This window comes from Cupriavidus sp. UGS-1 (genome assembly GCF_021213615.1).
GTDB lineage: Bacteria > Pseudomonadota > Gammaproteobacteria > Burkholderiales > Burkholderiaceae > Cupriavidus.
Window position 1 is genome coordinate 268,900 of record NZ_JAJQJF010000001.1, and the last position, 18,510, is coordinate 287,409.

13 protein-coding genes and 1 pseudogene are annotated in these 18,510 nt (G+C 69.5%); 9 read left to right on the plus strand and 5 right to left on the minus strand.

Annotation, left to right across the window (positions count from 1 at the left end; translation table 11 throughout):
* Positions 1-20: 20 nt before the first annotated feature.
* The gene (locus tag LRR16_RS01225; protein ID WP_232204530.1) at positions 21-1,409 is read left to right on the plus strand and encodes an FAD-binding oxidoreductase; all 1,389 of its coding nucleotides are present in this window, start codon (positions 21-23) and stop codon (positions 1,407-1,409) included.
* Positions 1,410-1,454: 45 nt separating this feature from the next.
* Here LRR16_RS01225 and LRR16_RS01230 read toward each other — a convergent pair whose 3' ends face one another.
* On the minus strand, positions 1,455-2,624 hold the full coding sequence (locus LRR16_RS01230) for an MFS transporter (RefSeq protein WP_156526544.1): 1,170 nt from the start codon (positions 2,622-2,624) through the stop codon (positions 1,455-1,457).
* A 310-nt stretch (positions 2,625-2,934) separates the two neighbouring features.
* Here LRR16_RS01230 and LRR16_RS01235 point away from each other — a divergent pair, with 310 nt between their 5' ends.
* The 7 genes and pseudogenes from LRR16_RS01235 to LRR16_RS01265 all read left to right on the plus strand — a co-directional run.
* Positions 2,935-4,617: an ATP-dependent DNA helicase RecQ gene (locus LRR16_RS01235; protein WP_232204537.1), complete on the plus strand. Its 1,683-nt coding sequence runs from the start codon at positions 2,935-2,937 to the stop codon at positions 4,615-4,617.
* A gap of 81 nt (positions 4,618-4,698) precedes the next feature.
* Positions 4,699-5,895 carry an efflux RND transporter periplasmic adaptor subunit gene (locus LRR16_RS01240; RefSeq protein WP_232204538.1) on the plus strand — a complete coding sequence of 399 codons (1,197 nt, stop codon included), beginning with the start codon at positions 4,699-4,701 and terminating at the stop codon, positions 5,893-5,895.
* Positions 5,896-5,908: 13 nt separating this feature from the next.
* Positions 5,909-9,064: an efflux RND transporter permease subunit gene (locus LRR16_RS01245; protein ID WP_232204544.1), complete on the plus strand. Its 3,156-nt coding sequence runs from the start codon at positions 5,909-5,911 to the stop codon at positions 9,062-9,064.
* A 192-nt stretch (positions 9,065-9,256) separates the two neighbouring features.
* The gene (locus LRR16_RS01250) at positions 9,257-9,604 is read left to right on the plus strand and encodes a hypothetical protein (protein ID WP_064576319.1); all 348 of its coding nucleotides are present in this window, start codon (positions 9,257-9,259) and stop codon (positions 9,602-9,604) included.
* Between the two features lie 81 nt (positions 9,605-9,685).
* The gene (locus LRR16_RS01255) at positions 9,686-10,210 is read left to right on the plus strand and encodes a host attachment protein (RefSeq protein WP_053824242.1); all 525 of its coding nucleotides are present in this window, start codon (positions 9,686-9,688) and stop codon (positions 10,208-10,210) included.
* Positions 10,211-10,223: 13 nt separating this feature from the next.
* Positions 10,224-11,186, plus strand: a complete 963-nt coding sequence (locus LRR16_RS01260) for a YihY/virulence factor BrkB family protein (RefSeq protein ID WP_232204545.1) — start codon at positions 10,224-10,226, stop codon at positions 11,184-11,186.
* A 95-nt stretch (positions 11,187-11,281) separates the two neighbouring features.
* Positions 11,282-12,013 (plus strand): annotated as a pseudogene (locus LRR16_RS01265) (YoaK family protein); the annotation flags it as partial.
* 17 nt (positions 12,014-12,030) lie between these two features.
* On the opposite strand, the gene LRR16_RS01270 reads toward LRR16_RS01265, so the two are convergent.
* From LRR16_RS01270 to LRR16_RS01285, 4 genes are all read right to left on the minus strand, one after another.
* Entirely contained in the window at positions 12,031-12,918 is an 888-nt protein-coding gene (locus tag LRR16_RS01270) for a DUF3626 domain-containing protein (protein WP_232204546.1), read from the minus strand.
* Between the two features lie 150 nt (positions 12,919-13,068).
* Positions 13,069-15,336 carry a xanthine dehydrogenase family protein molybdopterin-binding subunit gene (locus LRR16_RS01275; RefSeq protein WP_232204547.1) on the minus strand — a complete coding sequence of 756 codons (2,268 nt, stop codon included), beginning with the start codon at positions 15,334-15,336 and terminating at the stop codon, positions 13,069-13,071.
* Complete coding sequence (locus LRR16_RS01280) at positions 15,329-16,327, minus strand: xanthine dehydrogenase family protein subunit M (RefSeq protein ID WP_232204548.1); 999 nt, start codon at positions 16,325-16,327, stop codon at positions 15,329-15,331. Before LRR16_RS01280 ends, LRR16_RS01275 begins: the two co-directional genes overlap by 8 nt.
* Entirely contained in the window at positions 16,324-17,016 is a 693-nt protein-coding gene (locus LRR16_RS01285) for a 2Fe-2S iron-sulfur cluster-binding protein (RefSeq protein ID WP_232204549.1), read from the minus strand. The genes LRR16_RS01280 and LRR16_RS01285 overlap by 4 nt, the downstream gene beginning before the upstream one ends.
* Before the next feature lie 366 nt (positions 17,017-17,382).
* Here LRR16_RS01285 and LRR16_RS01290 point away from each other — a divergent pair, with 366 nt between their 5' ends.
* Positions 17,383-18,330 carry a LysR family transcriptional regulator gene (locus LRR16_RS01290; RefSeq protein WP_232204550.1) on the plus strand — a complete coding sequence of 316 codons (948 nt, stop codon included), beginning with the start codon at positions 17,383-17,385 and terminating at the stop codon, positions 18,328-18,330.
* The last annotated feature ends 180 nt before the right edge of the window (positions 18,331-18,510 follow it).

Consider the following 18,510-nt stretch of genomic DNA (forward strand, 5'->3'; position numbering starts at 1 on the left):
AGCAAGACGAGAGGTGCGCCATGACCAGTGTGACCAGGGAAACCATCGACCAGTGGAAGTCGGGGATGCGGGGAGCGGTATTGCAGGCCGACGATCCGGGTTATGAAGAAGCGAGAAAGGTGTGGAATGCCACGGTGGATTGCCGGCCGACCGCGATCGCGCGCTGCGCCGGCGCCGCCGACGTGATCAGCGCGATCGGGTTTGCGACAAGACATGGCATGCGCGCGGCGGTGCGGGGCGGCGGCCACAATATCGCCGGCACCGCGGTCTGCGACGAGGGGCTGGTGCTCGATTTATCGGGGATGCGATCGGTCGTGGTCGATCCGCAGGCACGGGTCGCATGGGTCGAGCCAGGTGCGACGCTGGCCGATTTCGATCATGAGGCGCAAGCCTTCGGGCTGGCGACGCCGCTGGGCATCAACTCGACGACCGGCGTCGCGGGGCTGACGCTGGGCGGGGGGTTCGGCTGGATCAGCCGCAAGTACGGCACGACGGTGGACAACCTGCTCGGTGCGCACATGGTGACTGCCGACGGAAGGCACCACCGTGTCGATGCCGACAACGATCCCGATCTGTTCTGGGCCATCCGCGGCGGTGGGGGCAATTTCGGCGTGGTCACGCAGTTCGAGTTCGAGCTGCATCCGGTCGGACCTGAAATCTACGGCGGCCTGGTGGTCTATCCGTTCGAACAGGCGGCACAGGTGCTGCCGCGCTATCGGGAGTTCATGGACTCGGCGCCGGACGACGTGACGGTATGGTCGGTGTTCCGCCTCGCGCCGCCGCTGCCGTTCCTGCCGGCCGAGGTGCATGGCAAACCGGTGATGGTGCTGGCCTGCTGCCATATCGGCCCCTCGGCGCAAGGTGCCGACGCCATCGCGCCGATCCGCGAATTCGGCCAGCCCTATGGCGAGCATCTTGGGCCCATGCCCTATGCCGCCTGGCAGAAGGCCTTCGATCCGCTGCTGACGCCGGGGGCGCGCAACTACTGGAAGTCGCACAATTTCGCGCGGCTCGACGACGGCATGCTGGCCGTGCTGGAAGACGGGCTGGCGACGTTGCCGTCGCCGGAATGCGAAATCTTCATCGGTGCGCTGGGTGGGCGGGTCGGCCGCGTGCCGGTCGACGCCACGGCCTACGCGCATCGCGACGCCAACTTCGTGATGAACATCCACGGCCGCTGGCAGCAGCCCGCCGACGATCAGCGCTGCATCCAGTGGACGCGCGGCCTGTTCGATGCGCTGACGCCGTTCGCGCTGGGCAGCGTCTACGTCAACTTCCTGACGCAGGACGAGACCACGCGGGTCGACGCCGCCTATGGCGCCAACTACGCGCGGCTGGCGCAGATCAAGCGCGAATACGATCCGGACAATCTGTTCCGCGGCAATCAGAACATCCGTCCGGCGCAGTAACGCCGTCGCGCCATCCCGGCACGCAACCCCGCCCGGTGGCGCGGCCTAGGCCGTCGCCACCTGTGGCGGCCGCGGCCGCGTCGCCACGGCGAACGCGATTTGCGCGAGGCCCGCGGCCAGGCCCAGCGATACGCCGACCTGCCATGCCAGCGTGTAGGAGCCGAGCGCGTCGAACAGCAGGCCGCCGCCGAAGGCGCCGACGAAGCTGCCGATCTGGTGGCTGAAGAACGCCACGCCGCCCAGCATCGCCTGCCAGCGCAGCCCGAAGGTCTCGGCGATCCAGCCCGCCACCAGCGGCGCCACGCCGAGCCACAGGAAGCCCATTACCGCAGCGAACAGCAGCGTGCTTTCCGGCGTCGGCGCCGACGAGAAATACCAGATCAGCGCCAGCGAGCGCAGCGTGTAGATGCCGCCGAGCAGCAGCAGCTTGTTGACGCGCCCGCCGGCCCAGCCGAAGAACAGGCTGCCGAGCACGTTGAAGCCGCCGATCACGCCGAGCGCCTGCGCGCTGAGCATCGCATCCATGCCGCAGACATCGAGATAGGACGGCAGGTGCGTGGTCAGGAAGACCAGCTGCATGCCGCAGACGAAGTACGCCATCGCCATCACCAGGAAAGGAGCATGGCGCAGCGCCGTGCCCAGCGCCTGGCGGGCGTTCTGCTCGATGCCGCTCGGCGACACGGGCGCCGGCAGCCGGTCGACCCGGCCGGCGAACCACGCGGCTGGCAGCATCGCCAGCGCCAGCACGACGAAGGCGACCATGCCGACACGCCAGCCGTAGCCTTGCGCGACCACCTGTCCGATCGGCGCGGCGATCAGCGCGCCCAGCGATCCCGCGGCCGACACGATGCCGAGCACCGTGCTGCGCAGCGTCGGCGAGATCGGCCGGGCGGCGACCGCCATCGCGATCGCGCTGCCGGTGCAGGCCATCGAGGCGCCAATGGCGACGCCGGCGCCAAGCGTGACGCCGAGCATGCCTTGCGCCCCGGCCAGCAAGGCGAGCCCGAGCACATAGAGCGCGGCGCCGCTCATCATCAGCGGGCGGAATCCGATCCGCACCGCCCACGCGCCGGCGATCGGCTGCAACAGGCCCCAGGCGAGGTTCTGCACCGCGATCGCCGCGGTGAAGTCCGATACCGAGATGCCGATATCGCGCGTCAGCGGCGGCATGAAGATGCCCAGGCTTTGGCGCAGGCCCATCGCCAGGCTCAGCATCACGGAGGCGCCGATCAGGATCGGCAGGGCGGGGCGCAACTCGCTGAGCAGCGAGGGATTCAGGCGGGAGGAAGGCACGGCGAGGCTGTCTCGAAGAGATTTGTCGTTATGGGTATGGGGGACTGCGGTGCCGCAAGGGCTTGCGGCGCGGCGGCGCGAGGCGGCGTGCGGGGCATGTCCAGGGACGACCGAGCGTAAGTCCGTCCGTTCGGGGGTGTCAATTTTTCTCAAAGACGGACCGCGGCGGCCGGATCGTGGAACCGGCGCGGGGGGGCGCGTGCGGCATGGAAATTGCAGCCGCCGCTCGGACATGACCACCACGCTGCCCGATTCCGTCCGCCGCCTGCTGCGCGAGCGCTTCGACATCCAGCGCCTGCGCCCCGGCCAGGCCGAAGTCATCGACAGCGTGCTCAAGGGGCACGACACGCTGGCGGTGATGCCGACTGGCAGCGGCAAGTCGCTGTGCTACCAGGTACCGGCGCTGTGCCTGGACGGCCTGACGGTCGTCGTCTCGCCGCTGATCTCGCTGATGCAGGACCAGGCCGAGAAACTGGAAGGGCTCGAGCTGGACCCGGCGGTCGTCAACAGCGCCGTCGGCGACGCCGCCGCCGATGCGGCGCTGGACAGCGTGGCTCGCCGCGACGAGCGGATCGTGCTGACCACGCCGGAACAGCTGCAGGACCCCGAGGTCATCGCGTCGATCCAGCGCAATCGCATCGCCTTGCTGGTCGTCGACGAAGCGCACTGCATCTCGCAATGGGGACATGACTTCCGTCCGGCGTATCTCGGCATCCCTGACGCGGTCCGTGCGCTCGGACGGCCGCCGGTGCTTGCGCTGACGGCGACCGCCACCGACGCGCTGATCCACGATATCGCCGCGCAGCTGGACCTGCAGTCGCTGTGCGTGGTCAAGGCCGGCCTGTACCGGCCCAATCTGATCTATGCGGTCCAGCATGTCGCCGGCGACGACGAGCGGCTGGCGCAGGTGCGCAGCCTCGTCGCGCGCGAGAAAGGCGCCGGCATCGTCTATACGGCCACGGTTCGCGAAGCCGAGCGGCTGCATGCGGGCCTGAAGGAGGCCGGGCAGCAGGTCGCGCTCTATCACGGCCGCTGCACGGCCGGGCAGCGCCGCGACAGCCAGGCCGCCTTCATGACCGGTGAATGCCGCGTGATGGTCGCCACCAATGCGTTCGGCATGGGCATCGACAAGCCCGACGTCCGCTTTATCGTCCACGCGCAGCTGCCGGGCAGCCTCGACGCCTACTATCAGGAGACCGGCCGTGCCGGCCGCGACGGCGAGCCGGCGCGCTGCACGCTGCTGCATGACGAACGCGACAAGCGGGTGCAGCAGTTCTTCCTGTCGAATCGCTATCCCAGTGCCGATACGCTCGAGCAGATCGTCGCAGAGATGCGGGACATCGATGCCGCCGAACCGCTGTCGCTCGACGCGCTGCATCAACGGCTGCCGAACGTGGCGAGGCGCAAGCTGCAGGTCGCGCTGACGATGCTGTGCGAGGCCGAAATCGCGCGCCGCCACAAGGACGGCCGCTACAGCCGGCAGCCGGGCAAGAACGATGCGCAGGCGGTGCAAACCATCGCGGCCCGGTACGCCGAGCGCAGCGACAAGGACCGCGCCACGCTCGAGGCGATGCTGCACTATGCGCGCAGCGGCCGCTGCCGCTGGGCGATGCTGCTGGAGTACTACGGCGAACATGGCGGCCCGGAACGCTGCGGCACCTGCGACAGCTGCGTGCGGGCGGCCGAGGCGGCGCGCCATCCGGTCGAGCCGCTGCCCGAATCGAAAGCCGGCGCGGGAGCGCCGCGTTTCGCCGAAGGCGACAAGGTGCGCGCCCGCCGCCATGGCGTCGGCACCGTGGTGGCGACCACGCGCGAACGCGTCGATGTGCGCTTTCCGGATGGCGCGATCCGCCGCTTCGTGCCGCGCTATCTGAAGCGCGAGGCTATGCCTGCGGGCCGTACCACGGATAGCTGACGAAACCGTCAGCCTGGCGCCAGCGCCGTGACCGGCATGGACGGATAGCATCGGTGCCGCCCGATGTTCTCCGATGCCGCCATGCCTGCCGACCCTGTCTTCAACACCTCCCGTTCCCTGTCGTTCGCGGCAACGCCCGCGATCGCGCTGGTCCTGCTGACGGCATTGACGCTTGCCGCCTGCGGCAGGCAGGATGCCCCCGCCGCTGCCCGCACTCCCGAGGTCGCCTATGTCACGCTGCAGCCCCAGCCGGTGGCGCTCAGCACCGAACTGCCCGGCCGCACCGTGGCCTACCGCGTCGCCGAGGTTCGGCCGCAGGTCGACGGCATCATCCTGAAGCGGCTGTTCAAGGAAGGCAGCGAGGTCCGGCAGGGCCAGCAGCTGTACCAGATCGATCCGTCCACCTACCAGGCCGCGCACGCCAGCGCCGCCGCGACGCTCGAGTCGGCCCGGCAGACCGCACAGCGCTACGAGCGGCTGGCACGCGAGCGGGCGGTCAGCCAGCAGGAATACGAGCAGGCGCGAGCGGCCTGGCTGACCGCGCAGGCGGCGGTGGACCGCGCCGCGATCGACCTGCGCTACACCCGGGTGCTGGCGCCGATCTCCGGGCGCATCGGCCGCTCCTTCGCCAGCGAGGGCGCGCTCGCCACCAACGGCCAGGCCAACGCGCTGGCCACCGTGCAGCAGCTCGATCCGATCTATGTCGATGTCACGCAGCCCTCGTCCGCGCTGCTGGGCCTGCGCCGCGATCTCGCGGCCGGTCGTCTGGAAGCGGCGGGGGAGAACGCGGCCCGCGTGCGGCTGATCCTCGAAGACGGCAGCGAGTACACCGAGCCGGGCCGGCTCGAGTTCACCGAGGTGGCGGTGGACACCGGCACCGGCTCGGTGACCTTGCGCGCGGTGTTTCCGAATCCGCGGCACGAGCTGCTGCCCGGCATGTTCGTGCGCGCGCGGATGCAGCAGGGCGTGCGGCCCGCCGCGATGCTGGCGCCGCAACGCGGCGTGACGCGCGACGCCAAGGGGCAGGCCACGGCGCTGCTGGTCAATGCGAACGACGAGGTCGAACTGCGCCGGATCGACGCCGAACGCGTGATCGGCGACAACTGGCTGGTCAGCGCGGGCCTGCAACCGGGCGAGCGCCTGATCGTCGATGGGCTGCAGTTTGTGCGTCCGGGCATGAAGGTGCGTGCGCTGCCGCTGGCGGCGGCAGCGCCGGCCAGCGCGCCCGCCTCCGCAGTCGCGGCCACCCCGGGGCGCGCCGCCGTCTCGCAGCGTTGAACGGAGCGCCCCGATGTCCCGCTTCTTTATCGAACGCCCGATCTTCGCCTGGGTCATCGCGATGGTGATCATGCTGGCGGGCGCGCTGTCGATCGGCGCGCTGCCGGTCAGCCAGTATCCGGCCATCGCGCCGCCGACCATCGCGATCCAGGTCAACTACCCCGGCGCCTCGGCGCAGACCGTGCAGGACACCGTGGTGCAGGTCATCGAACAGCAGCTCAATGGGCTGGACCGCCTGCGCTACATCGCCTCCGAGAGCAACGGCGACGGCAACATGACCATCACCGTCACGTTCGAGCAGGGCACCAATCCGGACATCGCGCAGGTGCAGGTCCAGAACAAGCTGCAGCTCGCCACGCCGCTGCTGCCGCAGGAGGTGCAGCAGCAGGGCATCCGCGTGACCAAGTCGGTGCGCAACTTCCTGATGATCGTCGGCGTGGTGTCGAGCGACGGCAGCATGACGCGCGAGGACCTTGCCAACTACATCGTGTCGAACATCCAGGACCCGCTGTCGCGCACGCCGGGCGTCGGCGACTTCCAGGTATTCGGCGCGCAGTACGCGATGCGGATCTGGCTCGATCCGGCGAGGTTGACCGCGTATCAGCTGACGCCGTCCGACGTCCGGGCCGCGATCCAGGCGCAGAACGTGCAGGTGGCCTCCGGCCAGCTGGGTGGGCTGCCGTCGGTCGCCGGCCAGCAGCTGAACGCGACGGTGGTGGGCAAGACGCGCCTGCAGACGCCCGAGCAGTTCCGCGAGATCCTGCTCAAGGTCAACGGCGACGGCTCGCAGGTCCGGCTCAAGGACGTGGCCGAGGTCGGCTTCGGCGGGCAGGACTACAACATCAATGCCCAGTACAACGGCCGGCCGGCCTCCGGCATCGCGATCCGGCTCGCCAGCGGGGCCAACGCGCTCGATACCGCCAAGGCCATCCGCGCGACGCTGGACGAGCTCGAGCCGTTCTTTCCGCCGGGCATGCAGGTGGTCTATCCGTACGACACCACGCCGGTGATCTCCGCGTCGATCGAAGGCGTCGTGCGCACGCTGCTCGAAGCCGTGGTGCTGGTGTTCCTGGTGATGTATCTGTTCCTGCAGAACGTGCGCGCTACGCTGATTCCGACCATTGCGGTGCCGGTGGTGCTGCTCGGCACCTTCGGCGTGCTGGCGGCGTTCGGCTATTCGATCAATACGCTGACGATGTTCGGCATGGTGCTGGCCATCGGACTGCTGGTCGACGATGCCATCGTGGTCGTGGAGAACGTCGAGCGGCTGATGGCCGAGGAAGGACTGCCGCCGAAGGAGGCGGCGCGCCGTTCGATGGGCCAGATCCAGGGCGCGCTGATCGGCATCGCGCTGGTGTTGTCCGCGGTGTTCCTGCCGATGGCGTTTTTCGGCGGCTCCACCGGCGTCATCTATCGGCAGTTCTCGATCACGATCGTGTCCGCGATGGTGCTGTCGGTGCTGGTCGCGCTGGTGCTGACGCCGGCGCTGTGCGCGACCATGCTGCGCCCGCTGCCGCAGCACGGTCATGAACATGGGCACGGCGCGGCGAAACGCGGCCCGCTGGGCTGGTTCAACCGCGGCTTCGAGGCGGCCACGCGCGGCTACGAACGCGGCGTGGTGGCGGTGCTCAAACGGCGCGGCCGCTACTTCGCCGTCTACCTGCTGATCCTGGCGCTGGCCGCATGGATGTTCACGCGGATTCCGACCTCGTTCCTGCCGGACGAGGACCAGGGCGTGCTGTTCGCCCAGGTGCAGACGCCGCCCGGCGCGTCGGCGCAGCGCACGCAGCAGGTGCTGGACCGGCTGCGCGAGTATCTGCTGCAGGAAGAGGGCGGCGTGGTGCAGTCGCTGTTTACCGTCAACGGCTTCAACTTCGCCGGCCGCGGCCAGAGCTCCGGCTTTGCCTTCGTGCTGCTCAAGCCGTGGCAAGAACGCATCGGCGAGGCGACCAGCGTGTTCGATCTCGCCCGGCGCGCGCAGGCCCGGTTCAGCGGCATGCGCGATGCGATGGCCTTCGCCTTCGTGCCGCCGGCCGTGATGGAGCTCGGCAATGCGACCGGCTTCGACGTCTATCTGCAGGACCGTGCCGGTGTCGGGCGCGAGGTATTGATGCAGGCGCGCGACCGCTTTCTGCAGCTCGCGGCCCAACGTCCCGAATTGCAGCGGGTACGGATGAACGGCCTGAACGACGAGCCGCAATATCGGCTGGAGATCGACGACGAGAAGGCGCGCGCGCTCGGTGTGTCGCTGCCCGAGATCAACAGCACGGTGTCGATCGCCTGGGGCTCGAGCTATGTCAACGACTTCATCGACCAGGGCCGCGTCAAGCGCGTCTATCTGCAAGGCCGCCCCGATGCGCGAATGCATCCCGACGACCTCGCCAAATGGTTCGTGCGCAACGACCGCGGCGCGATGGTGCCCTTCACCGCGTTTGCCAGCGGCAGCTGGGGCCATGGCTCGCCCAAGCTGCAGCGCTACAACGGCGTCGCGGCAATCCAGATCCTGGGCGAGCCGGCGCCGGGCCACAGCTCCGGCGAAGCGATGGCCGCGGTCGAGGCCATCATGGCGCAGATGCCGGCCGGCGTCGGCTATTCGTGGAGCGGGCTGTCGTACGAGGAGCGGCTGTCCGGCGCGCAGGCCCCGGCGCTGTATGCGCTGTCGCTGCTGGTGGTGTTCCTGTGCCTGGCCGCGCTGTACGAGAGCTGGACCATTCCGTTCTCGGTGATGCTGGTTGTGCCGCTGGGCATCGTCGGCGCGCTGGCGGCGACGCTGTTGCGCGGGCTGCCCAACGATGTGTTCTTCCAGGTCGGCCTGCTGACGACGATGGGGCTGTCGGCCAAGAACGCGATCCTGATCGTCGAATTCGCCAAGGCGCTGCACGAGCAGGGCAAGGGCATCGTCGAGGCCGCGATCGAGGCAAGCCGGATGCGTTTGCGGCCCATCGTGATGACCTCGCTGGCCTTCGTGCTGGGCGTGGTGCCGCTGGCCACGTCGTTCGGCGCGGGCTCGGGCAGCCAGCATGCGATCGGCACCGGCGTGATCGGCGGGATGATCACCGCGACGGTGCTGGCAATCTTCTGGGTACCGCTGTTCTATGTCGCGGTGCATCGCTGGTTCGGCGGAAAATACGCCCAGCGGACCAGCGAAGCGCCGGCAAGGACCGCGTGAAGAACCTTACCGGCCGGGTATTTGTTACTCACGGGTCCGGTGCCCGGGCGCGAGCCGATGCCGGCGGCACAGGCCTTGCTCCGGCCGCAGGCGCGTCCTGACGCGGTTTGCGGCCCCTGCTGCGCATGCGCCGCCGCCAATGGCAGGGTTCTTGCAGCTTGCCTGCAGGCATCGTGACGTATGGAGGACACCATGGCACAGCAACCGCAGGGTGGACAGCGCGGACAAGCCGGGCAAGGCGGCGACGCAAGACAGCAGAACGCCGCCGCGGACCCGGCGCAGCGTCCCGATCCCGAGGGCGCCAATACCGATGAAACCGTACAGGCAGAGGAGCGCGCCGCCGGAGGAGTCTCCGGCAGCGGCAATACGCTGGGCGACGGCATGACCGCCGGTGGCGCCGAGAACGTCGAGCAGCGCAAGGTCTTCAAGCAGGAGGACCAGCAGGATGAACAGGGCCAGCAGGGCAACAAGCAGCAGGGCCCGGTGAAGATCGCTGTCGCGGGAGACGAACACGGGGACGAGGACGCGACCAGCCAGTAGGACGCGATCGCATCGATCCCATCGACAGGGGCCACCACGTCCCGCGTCGGACGTCGGGCACCCACAGCAGAGGAGCATCCGATGAAAACCACCTGGGTCCTGGTGGCCGACGAGGCCATCGCCCGTATTCTCGAAGGGCACAAGCCCGGCCAGGAACTGGCCTGCATCGATGAACTGACCGACGCCGGCGCGCATGCGGATGCCGCCGACCTGCGTCGCGACGCGTACGGACGCCGCGCGGGCGCGGGAGCGGGTCCCGGCGCGGGGCCAGCGGTGGGCGGTGGCACCGGCCGCCAGCGCGCGCCGTCGAGCGTCACGTCGTCGGCCGGCGAGGACGAACTGCATCTCGAGGCCGAGGGCTTTGCCCGGCGCGTTGCCGAGCATCTGGCCGATGCACTGCAGAAGCAGCGCTATGACGAGTTGCGCATCGCCGCGGCGCCGCGCTTCCTCGGCCTGCTGCGCAAGCACCTGCCCGCGCAGGTCGCCAACGTGGTGACCGAGGAAGTCGACAAGGACCTGGTGCATCTGCCCGAGCGCGAACTGACCGAACGGCTGTTTGCCGCCAGGTTTGCCGGCGATCGGTCCGGCGGCCAGGCCGCGGGCTGAGCGCGAGGCCGCCATGCCGCGCCGCGCGGTGGGCGCGGTCCGTAATCTCTACGGACTGCTGAAGGATACGGTCAGCGCCTGGATCGACGACTACGCGCCCAGCATGGGCGCGGCGATCGCCTACTACACGGTGTTTTCGGTGGCGCCGCTGCTGCTGATCGTCATTTCGGTGGCGGGCGTGGTGTTCGGCGCCGAGGCGGCGCGCGGGGCCATCGTCACCGAGCTGCAGGGCTTTATCGGCACCGAGGGCGCGAAGGCGATCGAGGACATGCTGGCGGCGGTCAGCGAGCCGGCGACCAGCACGCTGACGACGCTGGCCGGCCTCGTCACGCTGCTGATCGGCGCGACCACGGTATTCGCGGAACTGCAGAGCGCGCTCGACCGCATCTGGCGCGTGCCGGAACGGCAGAAGAGCTCCGGGCTATGGGGACTGCTGCGCGCGCGCGTGCTGTCATTCGGCATGATCCTCGGCATCGGCTTCCTGCTGATCGTCTCGCTGCTGGCCAGCGCCGCGCTGGCGGCACTGTCGCGCGGTTGGGCGCCGCTCTTCGGAGAGGAAGAAGCGGTGGCCCATATCGTCGATTTCGTCTTCAGCCTGGCCGTGATCACCACGGGGTTCGCGATGATCTACAAGATCATGCCGCGCGCCCGCGTGCGCTGGCCCGACGTCTGGCTCGGCGCGCTGGTGACCGCACTGCTGTTCACGTTCGGCAAGTTCCTGATCGGCCTGTATATCGGCAAGACCGGCGTGGCCTCGGGCTACGGCGCGGCGGGGTCGCTGGTGGTGCTGCTGGTCTGGGTCTACTACTCCGCGCAGATCTTCCTGCTGGGGGCGGAATTCACCTGGCTGTACGCGCACCGCTACGGCTCGCTGCGCGGGCAGCAGCCGGCCGAACGGACGGTGCAGGTCAAGACTGGGCGCTTTGTCGAACGGCAGCCGGCCGAGCATCCAGGCGAGCGCCCGGGCCAGTCCTAGGCGCGGTTCCGGCGGCCGCCGCGGCGGGACGCCATGGTAGAGTACCTGCGGCCGCTGCCCTGTGCGGCGGTGCCCCTCCGCCGAGCGCCCGCACCATGCCGATCACGTACCTGCGCAATCTGACCGGAAAGGACAGGAGTACCCTGGCCAACTGGCAACTGGCCCGCTACCTGGCCTTCGTCGCCGGGGCCATCAATGCCGGCGGCTTTCTCGCGGTACACCAGTACACCTCGCACATGACCGGCATCGTGTCCGCGATGGCCGACGACCTGGCCGTCGGCCATGCCGCGCTGATGCTGGCCGGATTGGGCGCGTTGATCTGCTTCGTGGCGGGCGCCGCACTGTCGGCGATGCTGGTCAATTGGGCGCGGCGGGTGCGGCTGCACAGCCAGTACGCGCTGCCGCTGATGGTCGAAGCTGCCCTGCTGCTGTGCTTCGGTCTGCTGGGCGGCAATCTCGAACGTCGCGAATGGCTGTTCGTGCCCGCCACCGTCGCGGTGTTGTGTTTCATCATGGGTCTGCAGAACGCGTTGATCACCAAGCTCTCGCGCGCCGAGATCCGTACCACACACGTGACCGGCATGGTCACCGATATCGGAATCGAACTCGGCAAGCTGTTCTACTGGAACCTGACCGAAGGTGAGGGCGCGGCGCGCGTCGTCGCCGATCGGCGCAAGCTCGTCATGCTGGCCACGCTGGTTGGCCTGTTCTTCGTCGGCGGCGCCGCCGGTGCGTTGGGTTTCAAGCAGGTCGGTTTTGGCATGACGGTGCTGTTCGCGGCGCTGCTTGGCGCGCTGGCGGCCGTACCGGTCTGGGATGATCTGCGCCGGCTCGCGTCGCGCCGCTAGTCCGCCGCAGGCTCGCGGCGCCGCTCGCCGAAGCGGGCGAGGTAGTGCCATAGCTTCTTCAACTCCTGCGAGTCATGCTGTCCGCCGCGGGCCGCTTCGCCGATCAGCGCGGGCGTCAGCCAGCCGCCGCGCGCCAGCGCGCAGCCCAGTTCGACGTAGCGCGGGCCGCGATACTCCGGGTGGCGGCGCAGCTCGTCCACCGACAGCATGAAGCCCGCATGCCATTCCAGCGCGCAAGGCAGCGCGCGGGCCATCGCCTCGATCTCGGTGCCGCGATAGCAGGGATCGAGCACCAGCGCCTCGACATCGCGCGCCAGATCGACCGGTCCGTGCACCTGCGCCTCGATATAGTCGTCGAGCGGGTCGGGCTGCGGCGTGGCGGCCAGCGCCATCAGGCCCATGCGCTGGGCCACGCCGAACGCGGCGGGCTCGTAGACGCTGTCGGGATAGCAGAAGGTGGTGCGGCCCAGCACCGCGCCGGTCAGCCGCAGATGCGCCGAGCCGAAGCGCGGCGAGCCGCCGGTGGCTCGGCGGCGGAAATTGAGCGCGCCGTACTTCGGGCGCTCGGCCGGCGCAGCGTCATCGTAGACGCCGCCGAACAGCCGGCTCTCCCACTGCCAGCGGTCGCCGCCGGGGTGCGCGGTCAGTCCGCCATTGCTGGTGCCGGTCTCGAACTGCGAGCGATAGACGCCGTCGTTGGCGAGCGCCTGCAGGAACGGCACGCCGCGGTGCAGGCGGTCGGGATGGAAATTGAGCGTGACGCGCAGCGCTGGGTCGATCGGCTCACCGAGGCTGCGTGCGGCGACATGGGCGAGGGCGCGCGCCTGCGGAGAATCCGGGGGCGGCACCCATGCATTGCGGGCATCGATGGCGTGGACGGGCATGACGGTCGCTCGGCGTTCGGCTTGCTGGCGGCTTGTTCTTGCGCTCACCGCGTCGGCGCTCACGGCGCGCCCTGCATTCTAACGTCGCCGATGCCGATGCCGATGCCGATGCCGATGCCGATGCCGATGCCACGCCTGTCCTTCGTTCCATCAAGCCTGGATGCCGTCCAGTACCTTGTCCAGCGTCAGCGGATAGCTGCGCAACCGGATGCCGGTGGCGTTGAACACGGCGTTGGCCAGCGACGCCCCGGCCCCGCAGATGCCGAGCTCGCCGACGCCCTTCGCCCCGAGCGGATTGGCCTTGTCGTCGTATTCGTCGAGGAAGACCGCGTCGATGGCCGGGATGTCCGCGTGCGCTGGCACGTGGTAGCCGGCCAGGTCGCGGTTGACGAAGGCGCCGTAGCGCGGGTCCACCATGGTCTCTTCCATCAACGCCGCGCCGACGCCCCAGATCATGCCGCCGATCATCTGCGAGCGCGCCGTCTTCGGGTTCAGGATGCGGCCGGCCGCAAACACGCCCAGCATGCGCCGCAGCCGGATTTCGCCGGTATCGATGTCGACGCCGACCTCCGCGAAATGCGCCCCGTAGGCGTGCTGCGAATAAGTCTGGTATTCCGGACCGCGCTGCACCTCGCCGGTGACGCTGAGCCCCTCGGGCATCGCACGGGCCAGCAGCGCGCCCACCGGCTCCGATCTGCCGCCGGCATGCAGGCGGCCGTCCGCCAGGCGAGCCTGCGCCGGGTCGGTGCCGAACAGCGGCGAGGCGCGGTCCGCCGCGGCGACGTCCGCGAGCCGGCGGCACAGCGCGGCGCAGGTATTGAACACGGCCGAGCCGGTGCTGGCCGCACCCCAGGAGCCGCCGGAGCCCGGTGTCGGCGGAAAGTCGCTGTCGCCCATCTCGACCAGCACCGCCTGCAGCGGCAGGCCCAGTGATTGGGCCGCGATCTGCGTCAGGATCGTATAGGTGCCGGTGCCGATATCGGTCATCGATAGCCGCACGCGGGCAGTGGCGTCGCGATACAGCGTGACCTCGGCCCTGGACGCCTGCAGGTAGTTGGGCCGGATCGCCGCCGACATGCCGTAGCCGATCAGCCAGCGTCCGTCGCGCATATTGCCCGGCGTCGTGGGCCGGCGCGACCAGCCGAATCGTTCGGCGCCCTCGCGCATGCAGGCGACCAGTCCGCGCGTGGAGAAGGGGACGTTGCGCTCGGGATCGACGCGCGGCTCATTGCGGATGCGCAGTTCGATCGGGTCCATTCGCAGCGCATGCGCCAGCTCGTCGACCGCGCACTCCAGCGCCAGCGCCCCCGGGGCCTCGCCCGGCGCGCGCATGATGTCCGACGGCGGCAGGTCCAGCCGCACCAGCCGATGGCTGGTGCGCCGGTTCGGCGCCGCATACAGCGAGCGCGTGAAGGCCGCGGTCTGCTCGGCGAATTCGTCGTACATCGCGGTCTGCTCGATGACGTCGTGCGCCAGCGCGGTCATCCGTCCATCGCGGCCGGCGGCCAGGCGGATGCGCTGGCGTGTTTCCGTGCGGTGGTTGGTGTTGGCGAACATCTGCTGCCGCGTCAGCGTGACCTTGACCGGCCGCCCTGTCATGCGCGCGCCGATCGCCGCCAGGATCGCGTCGGCATGGGTCGGCACCTTGGAGCCGAAGCCACCGCCGACATGCTTGCAGACCACGCGCACATTCTCGGTCGGCAGATTCAGCGTGCGCGACACCGCGATCTGGCAGGTGTCGACCATCTGTGTCGAGGTATGGATCAGCAGCCGGTCTCCCGACCACTGCGCGACAGTGCCGTGCGGCTCCATCGGGTTCACGTGTTCGTACGGGGTCGTATAGGTGGCGTCGATTCGCACCGGCCCGGCGGCGAACGCGGCATCGAAGTCGCCGACCGCGGTGTCGTGCGGCATGCCGGCATTGATGCCGTCCGGCACGTAGGCGTTGCGCAGCTCGGCGGTCATGTCGAATTTCGCGCCCCATTCGGGCGTGTACCGCACCCGCACGCGCGCCGCGGCATCGCGCGCGGCCTCGAACGAGTCGGCGATCACCAACGCCACCGGCTGGCCGTAGTGGCGCACCTGGTCGCTGTCGAGCATCGGCTTGGGCCGCTCGAAGCGCCGCGCGACCTTGGGCGGCCCATAGGGCGACTGCGCCGGCGCGTTGCGATGCGTGACGATCAGGATCACGCCGGGCATCTGCGCGGCGTCCTCGGTATCGATGGCGGCGATGCGGCCGCGCGCGATCGCGCTTTCGACGAGGTAGCCGTAGGCGAGCGGGCCGTTGGGCACGTGATCGCAGGCGTAGACGGCGCGTCCCGTGACCTTGAGGCGCCCCTCGACCCGGTCGACCGGCGTGCCGATCCATTGTGGACCGGCGTTTTGATCTCTCCGCTGGCGCTGCTGAAGTTCATCCATGGTGGGCTCCGTCGCGTTGCGATGCCTGCGTCAGGCTGGCCTGCAATACCCGCCTTGCCAGCGGAATCTTGAAGTCGTTGCCGCCGAAGCCGCGCGCGCCGGCCAGCGCCGTATCGGCGGCGCGGCCGAACAGCTGCGCGGACGGCGCCTTGCCGGTCAGCATGGCCTCGGTCTCCGGCACGCGCCAGGGACGATGCGCGATGCCGCCGAACGCCGCGCGCACGTTCTGCAGGCGGCCGCCTTCGACCTGCGCGATCAGCGCCACCGACACCAGCGCGAAAGCGAACGAGGCGCGGTCGCGCACCTTGCGGTACGACTGCACGCCGGGCGGGGGCGGCGGCAGCACGACCGCGCCGATCAGCTCGCCGGGCGCCAGATGGGTTTCCAGATGCGGTGTCTGTCCCGGCGCGCGATAAAGCTGGTGGATCGGGATTACCCGCATGCGCCCATCGGGCTGCACGGTCTCGATGCGCGCGTCGAGCGCGCTCAGCGCGACCGCCATGTCGGACGGATGCACGGCGATGCAGGCCTCGCTGTGGCCGACCACCGCATGCATGCGGTTGCTGCCGCGCAGCGCCGCGCATCCCGAACCCGGCTGCCGCTTGTTGCACGGCATCGCCGTGTCGTAGAAGTAGGGACAACGCGTGCGCTGCAGCAGGTTGCCGGCGGTGGTGGCCTTGTTGCGGATCTGCGCGGAGGCGCCCGACAGCAGCGCGCGCGTCAGCAGCGGATAGCGTTCGCGCACCAGCGGATGGGCCGCCAGATCGCTGTTGCGTACCGTTGCGCCGATGCGCAGCGTGCCGTCGACGCCGGCCTCGATGCCCTGCAGCGGCAGCGCATTGACGTCGACCAGCCGGGCCGGGCGCTCGATCTGCAGCTTCATCAGGTCGAGCAGATTGGTGCCGCCGGCGATGAAGCGCGCGTCGGGCTGTGCCGCCGCCGCGATCGCTTCTCTGAGCGCGGTCGGGCGCTCGTAGCTGAATGGCATCATCGCTGGCTCCCGGCCGCGCTGCGGATCGCGGCGACGATATTCGGATAGGCGCTGCAGCGGCACAGGTTGCCGCTCATGCGTTCGCGCACCTCGGCCTCGCTCAGGTCCTGCAGCGACACCGTGCGGGCGCCGCTCAGATCGGCGCTGGCATGGCTCGGCACGCCGTCCGCGACCTCGCGCAGCATGCCGACCGCGGAGCAGATCTGCCCGGGCGTGCAGAAACCGCACTGGAAGCCGTCGTGCGCGATGAAGGCGGCCTGCACCGGATGCAGTTGCCCGTTGCGCTTGAGCCCTTCGATCGTGGTGATCTCGTCCTGCTGGTGCATCACCGCCAGCGTCAGGCACGCGTTGATGCGGCGGCCGTTCAGCAGCACCGTGCAGGCGCCGCATTGCCCGTGGTCGCAGCCCTTCTTGGTGCCGGTCAGATGCAGCGTCTCGCGCAGCGCGTCGAGCAGCGAGGTGCGGACATCGAGCGCGAGCCGATGGCGTTTGCCGTTGACCGTCAGTGTGACGGGCTCGTTCGGGGTGCCGCCGGCGGCCGGCATCGGCTCGCTGGCGGCGGCGCCTGCGGTTTGCGCGCCGGCCGGAGCGGAGGGCAGTACCGTGATGCCGCCGGCGGCCACCGTGGTGCCGAGAAACGCGCGCCGGCTGAGCCGCGGCGTGCCTGTATCGTCGTTGCGATCTCTCATGTGGGGGCTCCCGAGTCGAGGTGACGGGCGCGGTGCTGGCGTCGATGGATCGGTGTGGAACCGACGCGGCAGCAGCGCATTCGGGCGCAGTTTGCGCAATCGGCTGATCGCCTGGTAGCCTCGGCGCGGTTGAAACCTCTTCAACCGAATGACACGGAACGAGGCAGGGCCTGGGGTTGGCGGCGATGGCGTCAGCGCATCGTCACGGCACTGTCAGCGTGGTGACAGTTTGGGGTCAGCGGCCTGTCAGCGCATTGCCGCGATACTGCAAGCCAGGGTGACGCCGGGCGCGACGCCGGGCGCTATGAAGCCCCGCGCGACGGGCGGCACGTTCCCCACTTTCAACCGCATCGACAGGAAGGCGCGATGGACCGCTTGCGAGCGCTGACGGTATTCGTGCGCGTGGCCCAGGCTCGCAGCTTCAGCCAGGGCGCGCGCGAGCTTGGCATGACGCCGCAGGCGGCGAGCAAGCAGGTGATGCTGCTGGAACGGATGCTCGGCGTGCGGCTGCTGCACCGTACCACGCAGAAGGTCGGGCTGACCCGCGAAGGCGAGTTGCTGCTGGCGCAGTGCCAGCGCCCCGTCGAATCGCTCGAGGTGGCGCTGCGCCATATCGATGGCGACCGCGAGCAGGTGGCGGGCGTCGTCCGCGTCGCGGCGCCGTATTCGCTGGCGCATCGCTATGTCGCGCCGGCGATCGGCGAATTCGTGCAGACGTATCCCGACGTCGCGGTCGAGCTGATGGTCGGCGATCATCTGACCGATGTGATCGAGCAGGGCATCGATATCGGCCTGCGTACCGGCACGCTGCCCGACAGTTCGCTGGTCGCGCGGCGCATCGCGCCGCTGCAGCTGATCGTCTGCGCGGCGCCGGCCTATCTGGAGCGGCACGGCGTGCCGAAAAGCATCGCCGAGCTGGAGCGGCATCGCTGCACCAGCTTCCTGCATCCGCGCACGGGCAAGGTGTTTCCGTGGGAGTTCCTGGTCGGCGGCGAGATCGAAACGCGCATCTTCGCGCCGTTCGTCGCGACCAACGATGTCGATGCCGAGGTCGAGGCGGTGGCCAGCGGCGCCGCGATCGGGCAGTTCTTCCAGTATGCGGTGGCGCAGCATCTGCGCGCCGGGCGGCTGGTGCCGGTCCTGCCGCAGCATGTGACCGAGCGCTACGGCGTGTTCCTGTACATGCCGGCGCGGGCGCATGTGCCGCGGCGCAACCGCCTGCTGGCGGATTTTCTGGTGCAGACGCTGGCAGCGCATCCGGACTTCGCGCGGCTGTCGCTGGGGACGGTCTTGCCGGTCAGGCGGCGGGCGTGACTGATCGGTTTGCGGGCGCCGCTTGCCCTCTCCCCCGACCCCTCTCCCGCAAGCGGGAGAGGGGAGCAGAGCGTCGGTCTATCCGTGTGGTCGGCTCCCTTTCACCTCTCTCCCGCTTGCGGGACAGAGGAGCAGAGCAGCGGTTTGCCAGTGTCGTCGCGCGCCGCTTTTCTCCCCTCT